This is a genomic window from Flavobacterium lotistagni, from assembly GCF_011392125.1.
GTDB classification, from domain to species: domain Bacteria; phylum Bacteroidota; class Bacteroidia; order Flavobacteriales; family Flavobacteriaceae; genus Flavobacterium; species Flavobacterium lotistagni.
In genome coordinates, this window is record NZ_JAAJBU010000009.1 from 106001 (window position 1) to 124343 (window position 18343).

General features: G+C 39.4%; 20 protein-coding genes. 17 read left to right on the forward strand and 3 right to left on the reverse strand.

The features are described 5' to 3' along the window. The first annotated feature begins 12 nt into the window (after positions 1-12). Entirely contained in the window at positions 13-2460 is a 2448-nt protein-coding gene (gene priA, locus G4D82_RS10945) for a replication restart helicase PriA (protein WP_166337325.1), read from the forward strand. Here the strand turns inward: priA and G4D82_RS10950 are convergent. After that, positions 2457-3152, reverse strand: a complete 696-nt coding sequence (locus G4D82_RS10950; protein WP_166337326.1) for a LytR/AlgR family response regulator transcription factor — start codon at positions 3150-3152, stop codon at positions 2457-2459. The genes priA and G4D82_RS10950 overlap by 4 nt on opposite strands. Positions 3153-3321: 169 nt before the next feature. On the opposite strand from G4D82_RS10950, the gene rpsF reads away from it, so the two are divergent. From rpsF to G4D82_RS10995, 9 genes are all read left to right on the forward strand, one after another. Continuing rightward, positions 3322-3666: a 30S ribosomal protein S6 gene (gene rpsF, locus G4D82_RS10955; RefSeq protein ID WP_166337327.1), complete on the forward strand. Its 345-nt coding sequence runs from the start codon at positions 3322-3324 to the stop codon at positions 3664-3666. A 2-nt stretch (positions 3667-3668) separates the two neighbouring features. Then, positions 3669-3965: a 30S ribosomal protein S18 gene (gene rpsR / locus G4D82_RS10960; RefSeq protein ID WP_166337328.1), complete on the forward strand. Its 297-nt coding sequence runs from the start codon at positions 3669-3671 to the stop codon at positions 3963-3965. A gap of 16 nt (positions 3966-3981) precedes the next feature. After that, on the forward strand, positions 3982-4425 hold the full coding sequence (rplI, locus tag G4D82_RS10965) for a 50S ribosomal protein L9 (RefSeq protein WP_166337329.1): 444 nt from the start codon (positions 3982-3984) through the stop codon (positions 4423-4425). A 244-nt stretch (positions 4426-4669) separates the two neighbouring features. After that, entirely contained in the window at positions 4670-5143 is a 474-nt protein-coding gene (locus tag G4D82_RS10970) for a DUF6495 family protein (RefSeq protein WP_166337330.1), read from the forward strand. Positions 5144-5204: 61 nt separating this feature from the next. Beyond that, a complete protein-coding gene (gene ligA, locus G4D82_RS10975) occupies positions 5205-7217 on the forward strand; it encodes an NAD-dependent DNA ligase LigA (protein WP_166337331.1) in 2013 nt (670 codons plus the stop codon). After that, a complete protein-coding gene (locus G4D82_RS10980) occupies positions 7201-7884 on the forward strand; it encodes a hypothetical protein (protein WP_166337332.1) in 684 nt (227 codons plus the stop codon). The genes ligA and G4D82_RS10980 overlap by 17 nt, the downstream gene beginning before the upstream one ends. Before the next feature lie 70 nt (positions 7885-7954). Then, positions 7955-8674, forward strand: a complete 720-nt coding sequence (locus tag G4D82_RS10985) for a lysoplasmalogenase family protein (RefSeq protein ID WP_166337333.1) — start codon at positions 7955-7957, stop codon at positions 8672-8674. A 23-nt stretch (positions 8675-8697) separates the two neighbouring features. Further along, the gene (locus G4D82_RS10990; protein ID WP_166337334.1) at positions 8698-9393 is read left to right on the forward strand and encodes a hypothetical protein; all 696 of its coding nucleotides are present in this window, start codon (positions 8698-8700) and stop codon (positions 9391-9393) included. 16 nt (positions 9394-9409) lie between these two features. After that, positions 9410-10093, forward strand: coding sequence for a lysoplasmalogenase family protein (locus G4D82_RS10995; protein WP_166337335.1), 684 nt, complete (start codon positions 9410-9412; stop codon positions 10091-10093). On the opposite strand, the gene G4D82_RS11000 is transcribed toward G4D82_RS10995, so the two are convergent. Both G4D82_RS11000 and G4D82_RS11005 read right to left on the reverse strand, forming a co-directional pair. Then, entirely contained in the window at positions 10069-10977 is a 909-nt protein-coding gene (locus G4D82_RS11000; RefSeq protein WP_166337336.1) for a bifunctional metallophosphatase/5'-nucleotidase, read from the reverse strand. The genes G4D82_RS10995 and G4D82_RS11000 overlap by 25 nt on opposite strands. A 99-nt stretch (positions 10978-11076) precedes the next feature. Next, positions 11077-11856 carry a 5'-nucleotidase C-terminal domain-containing protein gene (locus tag G4D82_RS11005; RefSeq protein ID WP_166337337.1) on the reverse strand — a complete coding sequence of 260 codons (780 nt, stop codon included), beginning with the start codon at positions 11854-11856 and terminating at the stop codon, positions 11077-11079. A 64-nt stretch (positions 11857-11920) separates the two neighbouring features. Between G4D82_RS11005 and G4D82_RS11010 the strand changes: the two genes are divergently transcribed. The 7 genes from G4D82_RS11010 to recN all read left to right on the forward strand — a co-directional run bounded on the left by G4D82_RS11010 (position 11921) and on the right by recN (position 18336). Further along, a complete protein-coding gene (locus G4D82_RS11010; protein WP_235924337.1) occupies positions 11921-12424 on the forward strand; it encodes a DUF6913 domain-containing protein in 504 nt (167 codons plus the stop codon). A 1-nt stretch (position 12425) separates the two neighbouring features. Continuing rightward, a complete protein-coding gene (gene dapA / locus G4D82_RS11015; protein WP_166337339.1) occupies positions 12426-13307 on the forward strand; it encodes a 4-hydroxy-tetrahydrodipicolinate synthase in 882 nt (293 codons plus the stop codon). 125 nt (positions 13308-13432) lie between these two features. Beyond that, a complete protein-coding gene (locus G4D82_RS11020; protein WP_166337340.1) occupies positions 13433-14230 on the forward strand; it encodes an outer membrane protein assembly factor BamD in 798 nt (265 codons plus the stop codon). Between the two features lie 3 nt (positions 14231-14233). After that, positions 14234-14557, forward strand: coding sequence for a DNA-directed RNA polymerase subunit omega (locus G4D82_RS11025; RefSeq protein WP_166337341.1), 324 nt, complete (start codon positions 14234-14236; stop codon positions 14555-14557). 6 nt (positions 14558-14563) lie between these two features. Further along, a complete protein-coding gene (gene coaBC / locus G4D82_RS11030) occupies positions 14564-15775 on the forward strand; it encodes a bifunctional phosphopantothenoylcysteine decarboxylase/phosphopantothenate--cysteine ligase CoaBC (protein ID WP_166337342.1) in 1212 nt (403 codons plus the stop codon). Beyond that, positions 15768-16655, forward strand: coding sequence for a type IX secretion system protein PorD (porD, locus tag G4D82_RS11035; protein WP_166337343.1), 888 nt, complete (start codon positions 15768-15770; stop codon positions 16653-16655). Before coaBC ends, porD begins: the two co-directional genes overlap by 8 nt. 28 nt (positions 16656-16683) lie before the next feature. Beyond that, positions 16684-18336, forward strand: a complete 1653-nt coding sequence (gene recN / locus G4D82_RS11040) for a DNA repair protein RecN (RefSeq protein WP_166337344.1) — start codon at positions 16684-16686, stop codon at positions 18334-18336. Positions 18337-18343 lie beyond the last annotated feature (7 nt).

An 18343-nucleotide genomic window follows, 5' to 3' on the forward strand; every position in this document is an offset into this window, starting at 1 on the left:
TCAAATCTGACAATGTTTTTCGCCGAAGTCATTTTGCCACTTTCGCTTTCTAAGACTTTTACCTACAGCGTTTCTGAGGCAGAGTTTCATTACCTTAAAAAAGGAATGCGCGTGACGGTGCCTTTTGGGAAAAGCAAGATTTACACGGCTTTAGTAATCGACTTGCACCAAAATACACCGCAATTGTACCAAGCCAAAGAAATTCATCAGATTTTAGATGAACAGCCACTGGTCAATGAAATTCAAATCGAGCATTGGCAATGGATAGCGCAATATTATATGTGTGCTATTGGTGATGTTTATCGAGGTGCTATGCCCAGTGCTTTTTTGCTCGAAAGTGAAACTGTCATTGTAAAAAAGGCCGATGTTTACATCAATCAGCATGAGCTTTCAGACGATGAATATTTGGTTTATCAGGCATTGCAACACCAATCTTCTTTAAAGGTTCATGATATTATTTCCATACTGAACAAGAAAAATGTTTTTCCGACTTTGCATAAGCTCATCGACCGGAACGTTTTGGTTTTGCAAGAAGAAGTTGCCGAAGTCTATAAGCCAAAGTTGGTGCGCTACATCAGGTTGCATCCGGACTATCAAACAAATGAAAAGCTGAACGACTTACTCACTACCTTAAAAGGTGCCAAGCAAACAGAAATCATACTGCAATATTTTCAACTCAATGCTTCAGAGAAAAAGCCAATTTCAGTCAAACATCTTGCTCAAGCCGCGAATGGTGCTTCATCATCGATTAAAACATTAATTGAGAAAAACATTTTTGAAGAATACTACCTGCAGCATGACCGAGTTGATTTTCACGGCCAGGCCAACGAGAACGATTTAATGCTCAGCAATGCGCAACAACTGGCGCTGAATCAAATTCAAGAGCAATTTTCCTCAAAAGAAGTTTGTTTGTTGCACGGCGTAACATCGAGCGGGAAAACAGAAATTTACATTCGTCTCATTGAAGACTATTTGAAACGGGAAAAGCAAGTCCTTTATTTATTGCCTGAAATTGCGCTGACCACACAATTGGTCGAAAGATTAAGAAGTCATTTTGGCAATAAGGTGGCTGTTTACCATTCTAAATACAGCAACAATGAACGGGTAGAAGTTTGGAGACAAGTTTTGGCTCAATCCGAAAAAGCGCAAATAGTCATTGGAGCGCGATCGGCTTTGTTTCTGCCTTTTTCAAATCTGGGTTTAATGATTGTCGACGAAGAGCATGAGCAAACGTTCAAGCAGCAAGATCCTTCGCCACGTTATCATGCGCGTGATGCAGCTATCGTTTTGGCCGGAAAGCATCAATCAAAAGTGCTTTTAGGTTCTGCTACGCCGAGTATAGAAACTTATTTTAATGCCCAAAGTGGGAAATTCGGTTGGGCGGAAATTACCGAACGCTATCAAAAAGTGCCGCTGCCCGAAATTGTGCTGGTCGACTTGAAAGACAAATACTTTCGCAAGCAGATGACCGGACATTTCAGCGACACGTTGACTGAAGAAATCGCTTCAGCAATCTCTTTAGGAGAACAAGTAATTTTATTTCAGAATCGACGCGGTTATTCGCCGGTTGTAGAATGTTTGACTTGTGGTCATGTGCCGCAATGCCCTCAATGCGATGTGAGCTTGACCTTTCATAAATTAAAAAGTCAGTTGCGTTGCCATTATTGCGGCTATTCTATGGCGAATCCCACACATTGCCACAGTTGTTCGAGTGTTCATTTAACGACGAAAGGTTTTGGAACTGAGCAAATCCAGCAAGAGTTAGAACAGCTTTTCCCAAAGGCTAAAGTTGGCCGTATGGATCAAGACACTACGCGCGGGAAATTCGCTTTTGAAAAAATTATCGACAGTTTCAAGAATAGGGAAATTGATATTTTAGTAGGTACTCAAATGTTGGCTAAAGGTTTAGATTTCGACAACGTTAGTTTGGTAGGTATTATGAATGCCGATAATATGTTGTATCATCCGGATTTCCGGGCTTTTGAAAGAAGTTATCAAATGATGACGCAAGTCGCCGGTCGTTCGGGTCGTTCTGAAAAAAGAGGTAAGGTAATTATCCAAACTTACAACCCGAATCACAATATTATACAGCAAGTTACCCATAATGATTATGCAGGAATGTATGCTGAACAATTGTACGAGCGAAAAATTTACCAATATCCACCTTATTTCAGGTTGATTAGGCTGACGCTCAAACATCGCGATTTTGAAAAAGTCAAAGAAGGGTCGCAATGGTTGTTTCAGGTGTTGCAACAAAACTTGAAAGTTCCGGTGCTAGGTCCTGAAGAACCACCAATCGGGCGAATTCGCAACGAATACATCAGAACCATTCTTATCAAAATCCCGCACGACCAGCCGTTACAAAGCACAAAAAAAACTATCCAGAAAATACTAGATAGTTTTGATGCGGTTTCGCAATATCGGGCTATCAAAGTAGCCGTCAATGTCGATTTTTATTAAGCAATTGCTAGCGCCCTGACAAGATCTTCTTTCTTGTTGCGGCTTAAAGGTATTTTTGTTATTCCGATCTCGGCAAATTTACTGTTGAATCGCTCTACTTTGTCAATATTAATGATGTAAGACTTGTGTACTCTGATGAATTTGTCTTTAGAAAGATCTTTCTCAAAAGACTTCATCGTTGAAAGTACCAAGTTGCTATCTTCTTCGGTGACTACTTTTACATAGTCGCCAAAAGCTTCAATCCATTTGATTTTTGAAGTGAACACTTTGAGTTTTTTCAGATTACTCTTAATAAAGATATGTTCTCCGTCTTCTTCTTGGTTTTCCTTTTTCAATAGATGGAAATCCATCGCGCGTTTCACTGATGCATTGAAGCGATCTAGTGCGATTGGCTTCTGTAAGTAATCTGTCGCATCATAATCGAAAGCTTTCATAGCATATTCTGCTTTCGAAGTGATGAAAATAATCTGAGGCTTGGTCTTTAAACCATCAAGAAAATCAAAACCACTGATGACCGGCATCTCGATATCCAAGAAGATGAGATCAACGGTGTGAACCGACATGCAATTTTTTGCTTCGATTGCATTTGAAAAATCACCAATTAAGTGTAAGTTTGGATGATTATTCACTAACTTTGCGATGATCATCCTTTGGATTGACGAGTCATCTACAACAACACAATTTAGTTTCATAATATTTATTTATTATAGATTTGGTAGGACGAAAGTAAAATGTTTTTTCTTACCAACCTAATCTTTATCGGCTTTTTTTGCTTTTTAACGATAAAAAATTCATTTTTCTTGTTTATTTAAATTAAATGATTACTTTTGCAAAAATTTACAAATTTTAAAAAATTTATTTATGAATCATTATGAAACTGTTTTCATTTTAAATCCCGTTTTATCTGATGTTCAGGTAAAGGAAACAGTGAGCAAGTTCGAAGAATTTCTTACGTCCAGAGGAGCAGAAATGATATCAAAAGAGGATTGGGGCCTGAAAAAAATGGCTTACGAAATCCAAAACAAGAAAAGTGGTTTTTACCATTTATTTGAATTTAAGGTAGCGCCAGAGGTTTTGCTAGCTTTCGAAACCGAATTCAGACGTGACGAAAGAGTGATGCGTTTTCTAACAGTAAGCTTAGACAAACACGCTATTGCTTGGGCAGAAAGAAGAAGAACTAAATTAAAAGCAGCTAAAGCGAACTAATCATGGCAAATCTACAACAATCCGCTTCAGGAAAGAAAGATGGTGATATCAGATATCTTACACCTTTAAATATAGAAACGAATAAAACCAAAAAATACTGCCGTTTCAAAAAGTCAGGTATTAAGTACGTAGACTACAAAGACGCAGATTTCCTTTTGAAATTCGTAAACGAGCAAGGTAAAATTTTACCACGTCGTTTGACTGGAACTTCTTTAAAGTACCAGAGAAAAGTGTCTGTAGCTGTAAAAAGAGCAAGACATTTAGCGTTAATGCCATATGTGGCTGATTTACTAAAATAATAAGGAGGCAGAAATTATGGAAATTATATTAAAGAAAGACGTACAGAATTTAGGCTTCAAAGATGATGTAGTATCAGTAAAGCCGGGTTACGGCCGCAACTACTTGATTCCACAAGGTTATGCTCAAATGGCTACACCTTCTGCAAAAAAAGTACTTGCTGAGAACCTAAAGCAAAAAGCACATAAAGAAGCTAAAATCGTAAGCGATGCTAAAGCATTGGCTGAAACCTTAAAAGCTATCGAAATCAAAATCGCTGCAAAAGCAGGTGGTGAGAAACTTTTCGGATCAATCACCAACATTGATATCGCAGAAGCTTTAGAGAAAGCGGGTCAAAACATCGACAGAAAATTCATCACTAGCGGTATCGTAAAAAGAACTGGTAAATATACTGCCAGCGTTCGTTTGCACCGCGATGTAATCGTTGAATTGCCTTACGAAATTGTAGCTGAAAAAGCTTAATCAACAAAAGCAATATCCAGAATCCCGATGAAAGTCGGGATTTTTTTTTCTTTGTTCAGAAGCTGATCCGGCTATCCATTGCAATCTTTTGCGCCGAACCCCGGCACAAAAGGATTTCCATTACTATCCGGGCTAGGGCATACGTATATGTTGCACTTTTATCTCAGTCAGTATTATACAAACTCAATAAATGAGTTCCGGATGTCTCGATTGCTCAGGCACTCAGGCACTCAGGCACTCAAAAATGAAATACACACGTCTCACCAAAGAACAATTTGAAGAACTCCACCCGGAATTCATCAACTTCCTCGCGACCCAATCCATCGACAAAGCCGAATGGGATAAAATCAAAACCGAAAACCCCGAAATCGCCGAACAAGAACTCGACGTATTCTCAGACCTAATTTGGGAAGGCGTTCTATCTCGCACTTTGTATCTAGAGCATTTTTCCACGAATCATATTTTCCTATTTCATTGTTTCGAGCAGCACATCGAGTCCATTATTCTCAAGTCGCTTGTTCCCGAAACCGACTTTCTTACCAAAGAAGGCTTGCAATGGCTCAGCGACAATATGTTCACCGAAAATATCGAAATGAAAGTCGGTAATCGTGAATATGCGGAGGAACGTAACCAAGCCATTTTCAGTCTGATTCAACAAGGCGCTTTCCTTAGCGATGGTCAACTGTACCAACAAATCGATACAATTATTAAGTCTTAAATCGGTAGGTTTCATATAGAAATTGGTTATTTTAGTACACAAAACTAAAGCAGCCCGATTTATGGATATTTTGCAAACCATCCAAAACCTTCGCGAAGAGCTCAACCTTCACAACCACAACTATTACGTACTCGATGCGCCTACCATATCTGATTTTGAATTCGATCAGAAACTCAAACAACTCCAGGAGTTAGAAAATCAACATCCTGAATATTTCGATGAGAATTCGCCGACGCAACGAGTAGGAGGAGCAGTGACTAAAAATTTCCAGACGGTCGTGCATGATTTCCGTATGTATTCGCTCGATAATTCCTATTCCAAAGAAGATTTGACCGATTGGGAAAACCGTATTCAGAAAGTACTCGGCAACGTTGCGATTACTTACACCTGCGAATTAAAATACGACGGCGCTTCCATCAGTATTACCTACGAGAATGGAAAACTCAAACGCGCGGTGACCAGAGGCGATGGATTCCAAGGCGACGATGTAACAACCAACATCAAAACCATTCGTTCGATTCCGTTGCATCTGAAAGGAAATAATTATCCAAAAAAATTCGACATCCGCGGTGAAATCATTTTGCCTTTGGTAGGTTTTGAGAAGATGAACCAAGATTTGATTGAAATAGGCGAAACACCATACGCCAATCCACGAAACACTGCATCAGGAAGTTTGAAATTGCAAGACAGTTCGGAAGTAGCCAAACGTCCGCTAGATTGTTTGTTGTATTCAATTGTAGGCAACAACCTTCCGTTTCAAACGCAATTTGAAGGGCTGCAAAGTGCTCGGGATTGGGGTTTCAAAGCGCCACCACAAGCACAACTGGCTCAGAACCTACATGAAGTTTTTGAATTCATCGACTATTGGGACACGCACCGCCACGACTTACCTTACGAAACTGACGGCGTGGTCATCAAAGTAAATTCCATCCAATATCAGGAAGAATTAGGTTACACTGCCAAATCTCCGCGTTGGGCGATTGCTTATAAGTTTAAGTCGGAACAAGTCTCTACAATTTTAAACTCTATTTCCTATCAAGTCGGGCGCACCGGAGCGATTACGCCTGTAGCCAATTTGAAACCTGTACAATTGGCCGGAACAGTAGTCAAGCGCGCGTCTTTGCACAATGCCGACCAGATCGAGAAACTGGACATTCGCATTGGCGATACTGTTTTTGTAGAAAAAGGCGGGGAAATCATCCCGAAAATTATTGCTGTCGATTTCTCACAACGCCCAGAAAGTACTAAGCCTACGCAATACATCACGCATTGTCCGGAATGTCAAACCGAATTGGTGCGCAACGAAGGTGAGGCGAACCACTATTGCCCGAACTTCTATGGTTGTCCGCCGCAGATTATTGGCCGGATCCAGCATTATATTTCACGGAAAGCTATGGATATAGAAGGTTTGGGCGGCGAAACTGTTGGCTTGCTTTACAACAACGGCTTGGTTCACAACTACGCGGATCTTTACGAGTTGACCGTGGAGCAAGTTCTGCCATTGGAAAGAATGGCCCAGAAATCGGCTGAAAATCTCGTCAATGGCATTGAAAAATCTAAAGAGATTCCATTTGAAAATGTGCTTTACGCTTTGGGAATCCGTTATGTTGGAGAAACGGTGGCCAAAAAACTAGCGCGCCATTACAAAAATATTGATGCCCTGCAAAATGCCAGTTTGATGGATTTGATTCTAGTAGATGAAATCGGGGATAGGATTGCCAACTCCGTGATAGAATTCTTCGAGAATACAGAAAATCAAATCATCGTCAATCGATTAAAACAATACGGTGTACAGTTTGAAATCGTCGAAAAAGTCAACCCGAATGCTACTCAGAAACTTGCAGGAAAAACCTTTGTGGTTTCAGGTGTTTTTACGGTTTTTTCTCGCGATGGGTTAAAAGAAGCCATAGAAGACAACGGCGGAAAAGTAGGCAGTTCGATTTCTGCCAAAACCGATTATGTGATTGCCGGCGATAATATGGGCCCGGCCAAACTTGAAAAAGCCAACCAACTCAAGATTCCGATCATTACCGAGAACGATTTCATCTCCATGCTCAATGAAACTCAAAACTAGACAAATCGCACTTGGGCTTTATGTTTTTTGCAGTTTACTAGCCGTAATCGCAACCATTATCGACAATGATTTGATGATTTTGCTTGTGAAGCCTGCAGTGATTCCAGCAATCCTTTATTATTATCTTTCTACCAAAACTGCTAAGATAAATTGGCTGTTTGTGTCGGTTTTATTGTTGAACTTTATAGGCGATTCAATTGTGCTGCTCGATTTCCCCAATCAAACGTTGATTATCATGATTCCGTATTTTATTTCGTACTTAATCATGCTAGGTTTTGTGGGGCAAGATTTACAAAGAATCAAGTTTAATGCTTCAGGTTTGTTGATTGTATCGCTTATTTTCGGTTTTTTGATGTATGTGTTGTATGAGCTAGTTCAGATGTTCTCCGATACCAATCCGGAACTTATAATTCCAGTCATTGTTTATGGTATTGCCTTAGGATTGCTCGGAACAATTGGGGCTTACAACTATTATTGTAAAGCAGCCACTTTTACGTTTTATCTCTTGATGTATCTTATTTCGAGTATCGTTTCAGATGTTTTTTACATGTTGTTTCACTTTCTATTTGAAATTCAGTTCTTAAATTATTTTGAGTTTGCGTTACAATTGACATCGTACTTTTTTGTCGTAAAATACTTTGTTTCAAGGAAAATTAGCGGCCCTTAGGCTCATATTAATAGGATTATTCAAATTTTAGTTTAAATTTAGGCGTCCTTAAGCTGCATCGAATTAAATTATGAAGAACAAGTACTTGAGTTTTAAGTCTAATAAATTGCTAAAACCCCTCGTCGCTTTCTATTTTTTTATCGGATTTGTAGAAGTTATTGCAGAACTTTTCAAAGACAACTTTTTTATAATGGTTTCCAAACCTTTGCTCATGCCGATTCTAATAGGTATTTATTGGTTGTCATCTAAAAGCAGAAATAAGGTTTTTATCTTGAGCCTGCTATTTGTCTGGATTGCCAATATTTTATTTATTTCCAACTCAGTTTTGTGCTTTACCATCGGTACGCTTTTCTTTCTAGTGTATCGAAGTCTGATCATTTATTTGGTGCTCAAAACCATTAAGTTTCCGGGGTATATTCCCATGGTTATCGGAGCTTTACCTTTTTTGTTCATTTACCTTTTTGTGGCCAATCTTTCTTATAACGAATTGGGCTATCGCTTTTTTTTGTTTATCGTTCAAGGTTTGTTCATGATCTTTTTTGGAAGTTTGTGTCTGGGAAATTATATCATCAAATCGAATACATCAAATACTTATCTGCTAATTAGTACCATGCTTTTCACGGTCATTCAATTTGTATTGGTTTTAAAAATGTTTTACACAGATTATAATATTTTCCGACCTATTGCGATGTTGCTTTATATCTTTGCACAATATTTATTGTATCTTTTCGTACTCATTGAGGAAAAAAAGAAAAGACGCTATCAGATTATCAACAAAATCGAAAGCTAGGCTTTGCCAATTCTATAACTCTTATGTCAGCAACCAAAAGCGAGAACCGAGCTAAAATTTCTAGTGCACTGAATATTGCTTATTTCGGATTGGCTTTTGTGCAGATTCTAACTGAGCTTTTTGATTTTTTTACAGCCACAACTGCCCTCAGGATTGTATCGCCAATTTTGCTCTTGTTTCTTTATTTGAATCATGAATCGAAAAAGGAAATACTGTTTTATTTGACAATGATTTTACTGCTGTTAAGCAATTTATTTTGTTATTGTGACGGCAGATTGTTCTTTCTTTGGTGGATTGTTGTTTTTATATTGCTGCGAATGGTCACTTTAGCTTTGATCTTAAAGTTAACAGTCAATAAAAATTATTTGCACATCATAGTGGCTTCGTTCCCGTTTTTGGTCATTTTCTTCTACCTAATATCTGCCACAACCGAAATTCCAGAATACGAGTTCAATCTATTGATACTTATCACCATTCTGATTTCATTGCTCGGCGGCGTTTCTGCGGTGAATTATTTTAAAAACGACAACCGCAAGCATTCTTGGCTGCTCATTAGCACTTTGCTTTTTGTAGGCTATTATTTTATTATACTCATCGAGCATTATTTCACTTCGAACCTTGATTTAATGATCTACAAACCGATTGAAATTGTGCTTAATATATTCGCATTTTACACTTTTTACAAATATGTAACCGCCGCTGAAACTGATACTCATTAAGTAAATCAAGCAAGCGATGAACCGTGAAACTAAAATTACGGCCTTAACCTTTTCGTACTTCGCTTTGGCATTGGTGCTTTGCGTGGCCGAATATTTTAAAATCACCAATATTCTTCTGGTCTGCAAACCGTTGCTAATGCCTTTACTCGCGATTTTGTATCTGTTGAGTACCAAAAAAAATTGCCTTTGGTATTTGGTGTCGCTGGTGTTCGCCTTTTTTTCAAATGTTTTCTTCCTGTTTACCGATTCTAAGTTGTTGCTTTACGGCATCATAGCATTCTTGTTTTACCGAATCGCCACCATTATTACCGTTCTCAAAAAAGGCGATCCAATAGATTGGCTTCCGTTAACCTTGGCTACGGTACCTTTTCTGTTTATTTTCTCTTACTTGATTTATGTTATGGTAAGCCCTTCAAACCCGAGCTTTTATCCAACGATTATTAACGATTTGATTATATCTATTTTCAGCGGAATGGGGCTGGCGAGTTACGTCATGAACGACAACAAAAAGAATTCATGGCTCATTATCAGCACCTTGTTGTTTACGTTTCTGGTAATTATTTTTATGACCGAGAATTTTTATTTTCCCAATGAAGTTTTCAAACCACTATCGGCAGTAGTTTTTGCCTTGGCGCATTACGCGTTTTACTTATTCGTTATCGAAGCCGATGAAGATCAAACCACAATCGATTTGCCTTGAGCCAATTTTTCTTTATCGCTTTCGAAGTAAAAATCCACACGACCCAGATTCACGCCATAGCAACCCACTTGATTGACCAAAACATCTTGACCAACGGCGTTTTTCAGTACCGTAGGTTTGTCTAAGAAAGTATGCGTATGTCCGCCAATAATCAAATCAATGTCTTGCGTCAGCGCAGCCAATTTCACATCACAAATTTTATCCGGCTCATTTTTATATTGGTAACCGATATGCGAAAGACAAATGACCAAGTCGCATTTTTGTTCATGTTTGAGTAACCGAGCCATATCTTGGGCCACGCCCACCGGATCGTTATAAATCGTTTCCTTGTAGTTTTTCTTATCCACCAATCCTTCCAGTGCAATGCCCAAACCGAAAATACCCACCTTGATTCCGTCTTTATTGAAAATTTTGTAAGGCAGAACCAAACCATTCAATACAGTATTTCTGAAGTCATAATTCGATGAAACAAAATCAAACTTTGCATGCGGCAATTGGGCGTGAAAACCGTCGATACCATTGTCAAAATCGTGGTTGCCCATCGTCGCCAAATCATATTTCATCAGGCTCATCAGTTTGAATTCTAGCTCGCCACCATAATAATTAAAGTAAGGCGTTCCCTGAAAAATATCGCCCGCGTCCAAGAGCAGTACGTTCGGATTTTCCTTACGAATACTTTCAATTAAAGCCGCCCGTCTGGCCACGCCGCCCATGCTCGGATTCTTCGGATGCGTCGGCGGAAACGGGTCAATATAACTGTGCACATCATTGGTATGCAAAATCGTCAAGTGTTTGCTCGCGCTTTTAAAACTGCTCATCGATAAGCCCAAGCCTACAAGTGCCGTGGTGGCTGCCGTTTTTTCAATAAATTCCCGTCTTTTCATTCTTTGTTTTTTTAGAAGCTGTTCCGGCTTTCCGCTATATCTTTTGCTCTGCTGCGCGCCGCAAAAGGATGTCGCTTCAATCCGGGCTAGGGCTGTGGTCTACTTTTCAACATTAATCCTAATATCACTAATGATGGGCACCACATCAACATCTTTGAAATAGTCGATTAAAATGTTGCGCAACTTATACTCAAGGTCAAACTTATAAATACCTTTCTTGAAAAAGTTCATATTGTCGCCGCCATTAGCAAGGTAATCATTTGTGCCTACATAATAAATCTGGCTGGGCAAAAACGGCTTGCCTTGAATCAGAATGTCTTTGGGTTTGTTGTCTTTCCCGATGGTGAAAGTCAATCCGCTAATAGGGTGCGCTTTTTTTTCGGTAATGATATAATCAAGCATTTCTATAATCTGTTCGCCTTTGAGCGCAATCACCACCAAACTATTCTCGAAAGGCATGATTTCATAAGCAGTTCTTGCCGTGACATCACCTTGTGGAATAATCGACCTTATGCCGCCAAAGTTCAACAAAACAATATCCATTGACTTTTTCTCGCGTGAGAGGAATATCGGATTTCCTTTGAGCATGACTGCATCAGAAAATAAATTACCCATAGTGGTTTGCCATTGTCCGTTCTTGTCCAGCGTTTGTGGAGCTGTCGCCAAAACTGCACTCAAATCCTGATCAATATGGTCGCGGTAGGGTTTAATAAAAGCTTCAATGGTAGTGTCTTGCGGTTGCTCTTTAACAATTCCGATTTCCTTTCCTTCAATGCGGCTCACAAACAGTTTTTGCTGCTTACAGGAAACCGTCGCTAGAAATGTTAAGAATAAAACAAAATAAGATACCGAAACGTTATAGTTTTTTAGTTTTACCATCCGAAATAGAAACTTATTTAAGTAAATTTGTAATCCTAGTAAAAGTAGTATGTTTTTAAATTATTTGAAGAATTTTTTTACACAAAAAACCGTAAAGAAAAGTCTGTCTAATGTAAAACATACCCCTTCGCAATCCGCAATAGCTACCGTTGGGATTATTTTTGACGAAAGCTATTTTCACGAAAGAGAGGCCTTAGTGCAAGAACTCATCGGGAAAGGCATCGAAGAGAACAATATCAAAGTGTTGGTTTTTAAAGATAAAATTAAAAAGAATGAACATTTTGATTATCCGGTTTTCTCGCACAAAGATTTAAGTTGGACGGCTACTTTCAACAAATCGGAAGTCAAAGATTTTACTTCGCAAAAGTTCGATTTGCTCATTAATTATTACGATACGGAAAAAGCAGCTTTGTTATTGGTATCGAACCAGTCTAAGGCTCATTTCAAAGTAGGTTTCGCTTCCATCGACAAAAAGCTGAACCATTTCATGATCAACACCAACGCTGAAAATTATAAGGTTTTCATCGGCGAACTCTTCAAATATTTAAGAATATTAAACAAAATATAGTATGCAAGCATTAGTAGGAACTGGAGTAGCCCTGATTACACCTTTCAAAAAAGATTTTTCAGTAGATGTTGAAGCTTTGAAGCGAATCGTCGATTTCCAAATTGATAACGGTATCGAATATTTAGTAGTTTTGGGCACCACAGCCGAGAATGTTACCTTATCAGAAGCAGAGAAAAACTTGGTCATACAAACCGTTGTTGAAGCCAATAATAACAGATTGCCTTTAGTGCTTGGCGTTGGCGGCAACAATACCGCAAATGTTATTGAGGAACTCAAAACCAAGGATTTGTCTGCTTTTACTGCGATTCTTTCGGTTTCTCCTTACTACAATAAACCTACACAAGAAGGCATTTATCAACATTTTAAAGCCATTGCTGAAGCTTCTCCGATTCCGGTGATTTTATACAATGTTCCAGGTAGAACCGGAAGCAATATGCAACCGGCTACTGTCATTCGTTTGGCGCAAGATTTCAAGAACATAGTAGCGATTAAAGAAGCCGCTGGAGATATGGTTCAAGCCATGCAACTCATCCAAAACAAACCCAAAGATTTCTTAGTGATTTCAGGCGATGACATGATTGCTTTGCCGATGGTTTTAGCAGGCGGAAGCGGTGTTATTTCCGTGATTGGTGAAGGTTTGCCCCAAATATTTTCCGATATGATTCGTTTGGGTTTACAACGGAAAGTGGACCAAGCATACCAGTTGCATTACAAAGTGGCCGATTTGATTGATATGATTTTTGAGCAAGGCAATCCAGCTGGTATCAAAGAAGTATTTAAAAGCCTGGGTTTGTGTGAAAATACTGTGCGTTTGCCACTAGTAAATACCGATGCTTCGCTAGCTCAGAGAATTGAAAAAGCTATGAAAAATCTTGAGCAATGAACTCTTATTCATTGAGGTTTTATAAGCCCGAAAAAATATTTTGTAGTGTGTAATTAATAACTAAATTTGCAGTTCGTTTTCAAAGCAGGCATTGCCCTGTAAATCAAGAAGACCGCCCGAAAATAATGAACAAATTTTTATACTTTTTATTGGTAACTGTTTTGCTGGCCTCATGCAGTCCTTATCAGAAAGCCTTGAAGTCAGATGATGTTGCGGTCAAATACGCCGAAGCGGAAAAGAAATACGAAGCCAAAAAGTACAACAAAGCAATTCGTCTTTTCGAGCAAATGGCACCGGCTTTCCGCGGAAAACCACAATCAGAAAAAATGTTCTACATGTTCGCTCAGTCTTATTTTAAAACCGAGCAATATTATTTAGCGGGTTATCAATTCGAGAGTTTTGTGTCGAGTTATCCGAAAAGCGAGAAATTAGAAGAAGCTGCTTACCTTGAAGGCAAATCCTATTCAATGCTTTCTCCACCATACAGTTTGGATCAAATCGATACCGTAAAAGCCATAGATAAACTACAAACGTTTATCGATACTTACCCTAATTCAGTTTATTTGCCAGAGGCCAATGCTACGCTAAAAGGGTTGACTGATAAATTAGAAAAGAAATATTACGAAATCGCTAAGCAATACAACACCATTTCAGATCACAAAGCTGCGTTAGTGGCACTTGATAATTTCATTAGCGAATATCCCGGAACCAAATACAAAGAAGCGGCATTGTATTACCGATTGGATTCTGCCTACAAACTGGCCATCAATAGTATTCCGGCAAAAATGGAAGAACGACTTCACAATGCTAAAATCGCCTACACAAATTTGATGAAGTTCAAGGCAGATACCAGTTACAAAGAAAAAGCCGATGATATGTTGGCAAGAATTGATAAAGATTTACAACAATACTCAAATAAATAAATCATGGATTTAAAAAAGACGACTGCACCGGTAAACACCATCACCTATAACAAAAGCCTTATAGAGGAACCGACCGGCAATGTGTATGAGGCCATCACCATCATGGCGAAAAGAGCCAACCAAATCAATTCTGAAATCAAAAAAGAATTGACTGAAAAGCTCGAAGAGTTTGCTACCTACAATGACAGCCTAGAGGAAGTTTTTGAGAACAAAGAGCAAATCGAGGTTTCTAAATTCTATGAGAAATTGCCTAAGCCACATGCTTTAGCGGTTCAAGAATGGCTCGACAGCAAAATCTATTTCAGAACAGAGAGTAACTCTAAATAAAGTAAGATGTCTGTTTTAAGCGGTAAAAAAATATTGCTCGGTATTTCCGCAGGAATAGCCGCTTACAAAACGGCCCATTTGGTTAGACTTTTTATCAAAGCCGGCGCCCGTGTCCAAGTGGTCATGACGCCGGCTTCGAAGGATTTTATTACTCCGCTTACCTTATCGACGTTGTCTAAAAATCCGGTGCATTCCGGGTTTTACGACCACGATCAGGAAAACGCCCAATGGAACAACCACGTCGAATTGGCGCTCTGGGCCGATTTGATGCTCATTGCTCCGGCCACGGCCAACACGCTTTCTAAAATGGCCAACGGCAATTGCGACAACCTCTTAGTGGCCACTTATCTTTCCGCCAAATGCCCAGTTTACTTTGCTCCAGCCATGGATTTGGATATGTACAAGCATCCGTCAACATTGGCCAGTTTCAATGCTTTGCATCAATTTGGCAATACGATGATTCCGGCAGAAAGTGGCGAGCTTGCCAGCGGTTTATCAGGTGAAGGTAGAATGGCAGAACCTGAAAACATCGTTGCTTTTCTCGAAGCCGATCTTGAAAGTAAGTTACCGCTTAAAGGAAAAAAGATCCTTGTGACTGCGGGCCCAACTTATGAAGCCATCGATCCGGTTCGCTTTATAGGCAATCATTCTACTGGGAAAATGGGTTTTGATATCGCTGAATGTGCTGCCAAACTTGGAGCCGAAGTGACTTTGATTTCCGGACCGAGTCATTTGACCCTCAAAAATCAAGCTGTTGCAATTATTCGTGTAGTTAGTGCCGAAGAGATGTATCAGGCTGCGCACCAATATTTTCCAGATGCCGACGTTGCTATTTGTGCCGCAGCTGTGGCCGATTATCGTCCGAGTCAAGTAGCCAATCAGAAGATAAAAAAGAGCGAGGCGCAATTCACCATTACCCTTGAAAAGACGAAAGACATTTTGGCCTCTTTGGGTGAAATAAAAAAACAACAGTATTTGATTGGTTTTGCTTTAGAAACCGAAAATGAAATTGAGAACGCGAAGTTGAAAATCAAGAAAAAAAACTTAGATTTGATTGTTTTAAATTCGTTGCAAGATGCTGGTGCTGGTTTTGGACATCCGACCAATAAGGTTACCTTAATCGATAGTGAAGGTCGCATCGAAAATATGGAACTGAAATCAAAAGAGGCTGTTGCCGCCGATATCATTAACAAAATAATTGGGTATTATCATGCATAAAATTCTAACCATTCTCACAGTGTTTCTCTTCGGAACTGCTCAAGCACAAGAGCTGAATTGCACGGTAAAAGTCAATGCAGAACAGGTGGCGGGCAATAATTTGCAAGTTTTTAAAACACTAGAACGGGCTTTGGCAGATTTTGTCAATAAAACCAACTGGACTACGCAGAAAGTCAATGCCAATGAGCGAATCAACTGCTCGATGTTTATCAATATCAACGAGTTTGCGGGAAATCAGTTTAAGGCATCTATTCAAGTAGAATCTTCAAGACCGGTTTACAATTCTACCTATTCTTCGCCGGTTTTCAATTACAATGACAAGGATTTTAATTTCAACTACACGGAGTTCCAAAATTTAAATTATAATCCAGCAACCTTTGATTCTAATTTAGTATCGGTGATCGCTTTTTACAGTATGATCATTATCGGCTTAGATGCAGACACTTTCAAACAAGACGGCGGTATTCCTTATTATGAAGTTGCTCAGGAAATTGCAACCGTGGCGCAGTCAAGTGGTTACGCAGGTTGGAGTCAGGGTGATAGCAACCAGAACCGCTACTTTTTGGTGAATAACTTGCTTTCAAATATGTACAGTCAGTACCGTGATGCGCTTTATTTTTACCATTATGAAGGCATGGATCTAATGCACAAAGACCAGAAAACAGCGAAGGAAAAAATCATCTATGCCATTACGCAATTGTCTTATATGGAAGCCAACAAGCCCAATTCCTTTTTGACCCGAGTGTTTTTTGACGCCAAGTCAGACGAAATCGTTTCAATTTTTACCGGCGGCCCAACGGTAGATAACGCAACACTGCTCGACAAACTCTTTGCAATATCGCCAATGAATTCCAGTAAATGGACCGAAATAAAACTCTAAGCGGCCCTGTTCAATTGCTTCATTTTTTATGATACAATCGCTTTCCATCCAAAATTTCGCGCTGATTGAGAAAATGTCAGTCGATTTTTCGGGTGGATTTTCGATTATTACCGGAGAAACCGGAGCCGGAAAGTCAATATTGCTGGGCGCTTTGGGTTTGGTTCTTGGAAAACGAGCCGACCTTTCATCGCTCAAAAACAAAGAAGAAAAGTGCGTCATCGAAGCCCAATTCGATTTAGCTGCCTATAGACTAGAGCCCTTTTTTGAAACCAACGACCTAGATTACGAGCCCATCACCATTTTAAGACGCGAGATATTACCTTCCGGAAAATCGCGTGCATTTGTCAACGATACGCCTGTTAATTTGCAAGAACTGCAAGACTTGAGCGAGTTTCTAATCGACGTACATTCTCAGCATCAAACCCGTGAATTGTCTGAGAACCAGTTTCAATTTCAGATTATCGACGCCGTGGCTGATAATAATTTGTTAGTCGGTTCCTATCAAAAAATCCTCAAGCAATACAAGCATCAGCTTGGTAAATTGGAAGATTTGAAGATCCAATTGCAGCAATCATTAAAAGAACAAGACTACAACACATTTTTATTGAATGAGCTTCAAACCATTTCGTTGGCCCATCTCGATCAAGCAGCCTTAGAAGCAGAATTCGAGCAATTGAACAACGTTGAATTCATTAAAGAGAACTTGCACAAAGCACTCAGTGTGGCTACTGACGAACAATATGGCGTGGTTCATTTGCTAAACGAAATTAAAAGCAGTTTGCAAAAAATTGCCGGTTTCGGTGAAAATTACCAATCTATTTTTGAGCGCATCAACAGCACGGCTATCGAAATGCACGACATCAATCGAGAGTTGGAAAAGTTTTCAGAAGGTTTAATTTACGATCCGACGAAACTGGAGTTGATTCAGCAGCAATTGCAATCGTTATACACTTTACAGAAAAAGCACCAAGTTAATTCTGTTTCTGAACTTTTGGAAATTCAAAATGAACTGGAGCAACAAGTGGATGGCATTTCTCAGATTGAAAGTAGCATACAAGCAATCGAAAATGTTTTAAAAGATTTAGTAGTAGAACTAGACGAATTGGCATTGAAAATCCAAGACAACAGAGTCAAAGCAGTACCAAACTTAACCCAACAATGGACCGAAATCTTGGCACAATTAGGAATGCCGAACGTTCGATTTAAAATTGAGTTTACACCAGTGAACCAATACCTGAACAACGGAAAATCTGAAATGGAGTTTTGGTTTGCAGCCAACCTAGGAAGTGATTTCGGATTGCTCAAAAAAGTAGCTTCTGGTGGAGAATTGTCTAGAATCATGTTGGCAACCAAAGCAATTTTAGCGCAATACTCAAAGCTGCCCACGATTATTTTCGACGAAATTGACACCGGAGTATCGGGTGAAATCGCCAGTAAAATGGCCGAGATTATGAAAAGTATGAGCCGAAATATGCAGGTATTTGCCATTACCCATTTGCCGCAGATTGCAGCCAAAGGCGATATTCATTTCAAGGTGTATAAATCCGTTCAAGGCGGTGATACGCTCAGTGAACTCAAGCAATTGACTGAGGCTGAAAGGGTAGAGGAGATTGCCCAAATGCTTTCAGGCGCGCAGGTTTCCGAGTCGGCTTTAAATCACGCTAGAGCATTGCTGAACTAATTATTTT

What these genes read in the sequence shown, in the direction of transcription:
- priA (WP_166337325.1), top strand. Translation starts at nt 13, where the DNA reads ATGTTTTTCGCCGAAGTCATTTTGCCACTTTCGCTTTCTAAGACTTTT.
- G4D82_RS10950 (WP_166337326.1), bottom strand. Translation starts at nt 3,152, where the DNA reads ATGAAACTAAATTGTGTTGTTGTAGATGACTCGTCAATCCAAAGGATG.
- rpsF (WP_166337327.1), top strand. Translation starts at nt 3,322, where the DNA reads ATGAATCATTATGAAACTGTTTTCATTTTAAATCCCGTTTTATCTGAT.
- rpsR (WP_166337328.1), top strand. Translation starts at nt 3,669, where the DNA reads ATGGCAAATCTACAACAATCCGCTTCAGGAAAGAAAGATGGTGATATC.
- rplI (WP_166337329.1), top strand. Translation starts at nt 3,982, where the DNA reads ATGGAAATTATATTAAAGAAAGACGTACAGAATTTAGGCTTCAAAGAT.
- G4D82_RS10970 (WP_166337330.1), top strand. Translation starts at nt 4,670, where the DNA reads ATGAAATACACACGTCTCACCAAAGAACAATTTGAAGAACTCCACCCG.
- ligA (WP_166337331.1), top strand. Translation starts at nt 5,205, where the DNA reads ATGGATATTTTGCAAACCATCCAAAACCTTCGCGAAGAGCTCAACCTT.
- G4D82_RS10980 (WP_166337332.1), top strand. Translation starts at nt 7,201, where the DNA reads ATGAAACTCAAAACTAGACAAATCGCACTTGGGCTTTATGTTTTTTGC.
- G4D82_RS10985 (WP_166337333.1), top strand. Translation starts at nt 7,955, where the DNA reads ATGAAGAACAAGTACTTGAGTTTTAAGTCTAATAAATTGCTAAAACCC.
- G4D82_RS10990 (WP_166337334.1), top strand. Translation starts at nt 8,698, where the DNA reads ATGTCAGCAACCAAAAGCGAGAACCGAGCTAAAATTTCTAGTGCACTG.
- G4D82_RS10995 (WP_166337335.1), top strand. Translation starts at nt 9,410, where the DNA reads ATGAACCGTGAAACTAAAATTACGGCCTTAACCTTTTCGTACTTCGCT.
- G4D82_RS11000 (WP_166337336.1), bottom strand. Translation starts at nt 10,977, where the DNA reads ATGAAAAGACGGGAATTTATTGAAAAAACGGCAGCCACCACGGCACTT.
- G4D82_RS11005 (WP_166337337.1), bottom strand. Translation starts at nt 11,856, where the DNA reads ATGGTAAAACTAAAAAACTATAACGTTTCGGTATCTTATTTTGTTTTA.
- dapA (WP_166337339.1), top strand. Translation starts at nt 12,426, where the DNA reads ATGCAAGCATTAGTAGGAACTGGAGTAGCCCTGATTACACCTTTCAAA.
- G4D82_RS11020 (WP_166337340.1), top strand. Translation starts at nt 13,433, where the DNA reads ATGAACAAATTTTTATACTTTTTATTGGTAACTGTTTTGCTGGCCTCA.
- G4D82_RS11025 (WP_166337341.1), top strand. Translation starts at nt 14,234, where the DNA reads ATGGATTTAAAAAAGACGACTGCACCGGTAAACACCATCACCTATAAC.
- coaBC (WP_166337342.1), top strand. Translation starts at nt 14,564, where the DNA reads ATGTCTGTTTTAAGCGGTAAAAAAATATTGCTCGGTATTTCCGCAGGA.
- porD (WP_166337343.1), top strand. Translation starts at nt 15,768, where the DNA reads ATGCATAAAATTCTAACCATTCTCACAGTGTTTCTCTTCGGAACTGCT.
- recN (WP_166337344.1), top strand. Translation starts at nt 16,684, where the DNA reads ATGATACAATCGCTTTCCATCCAAAATTTCGCGCTGATTGAGAAAATG.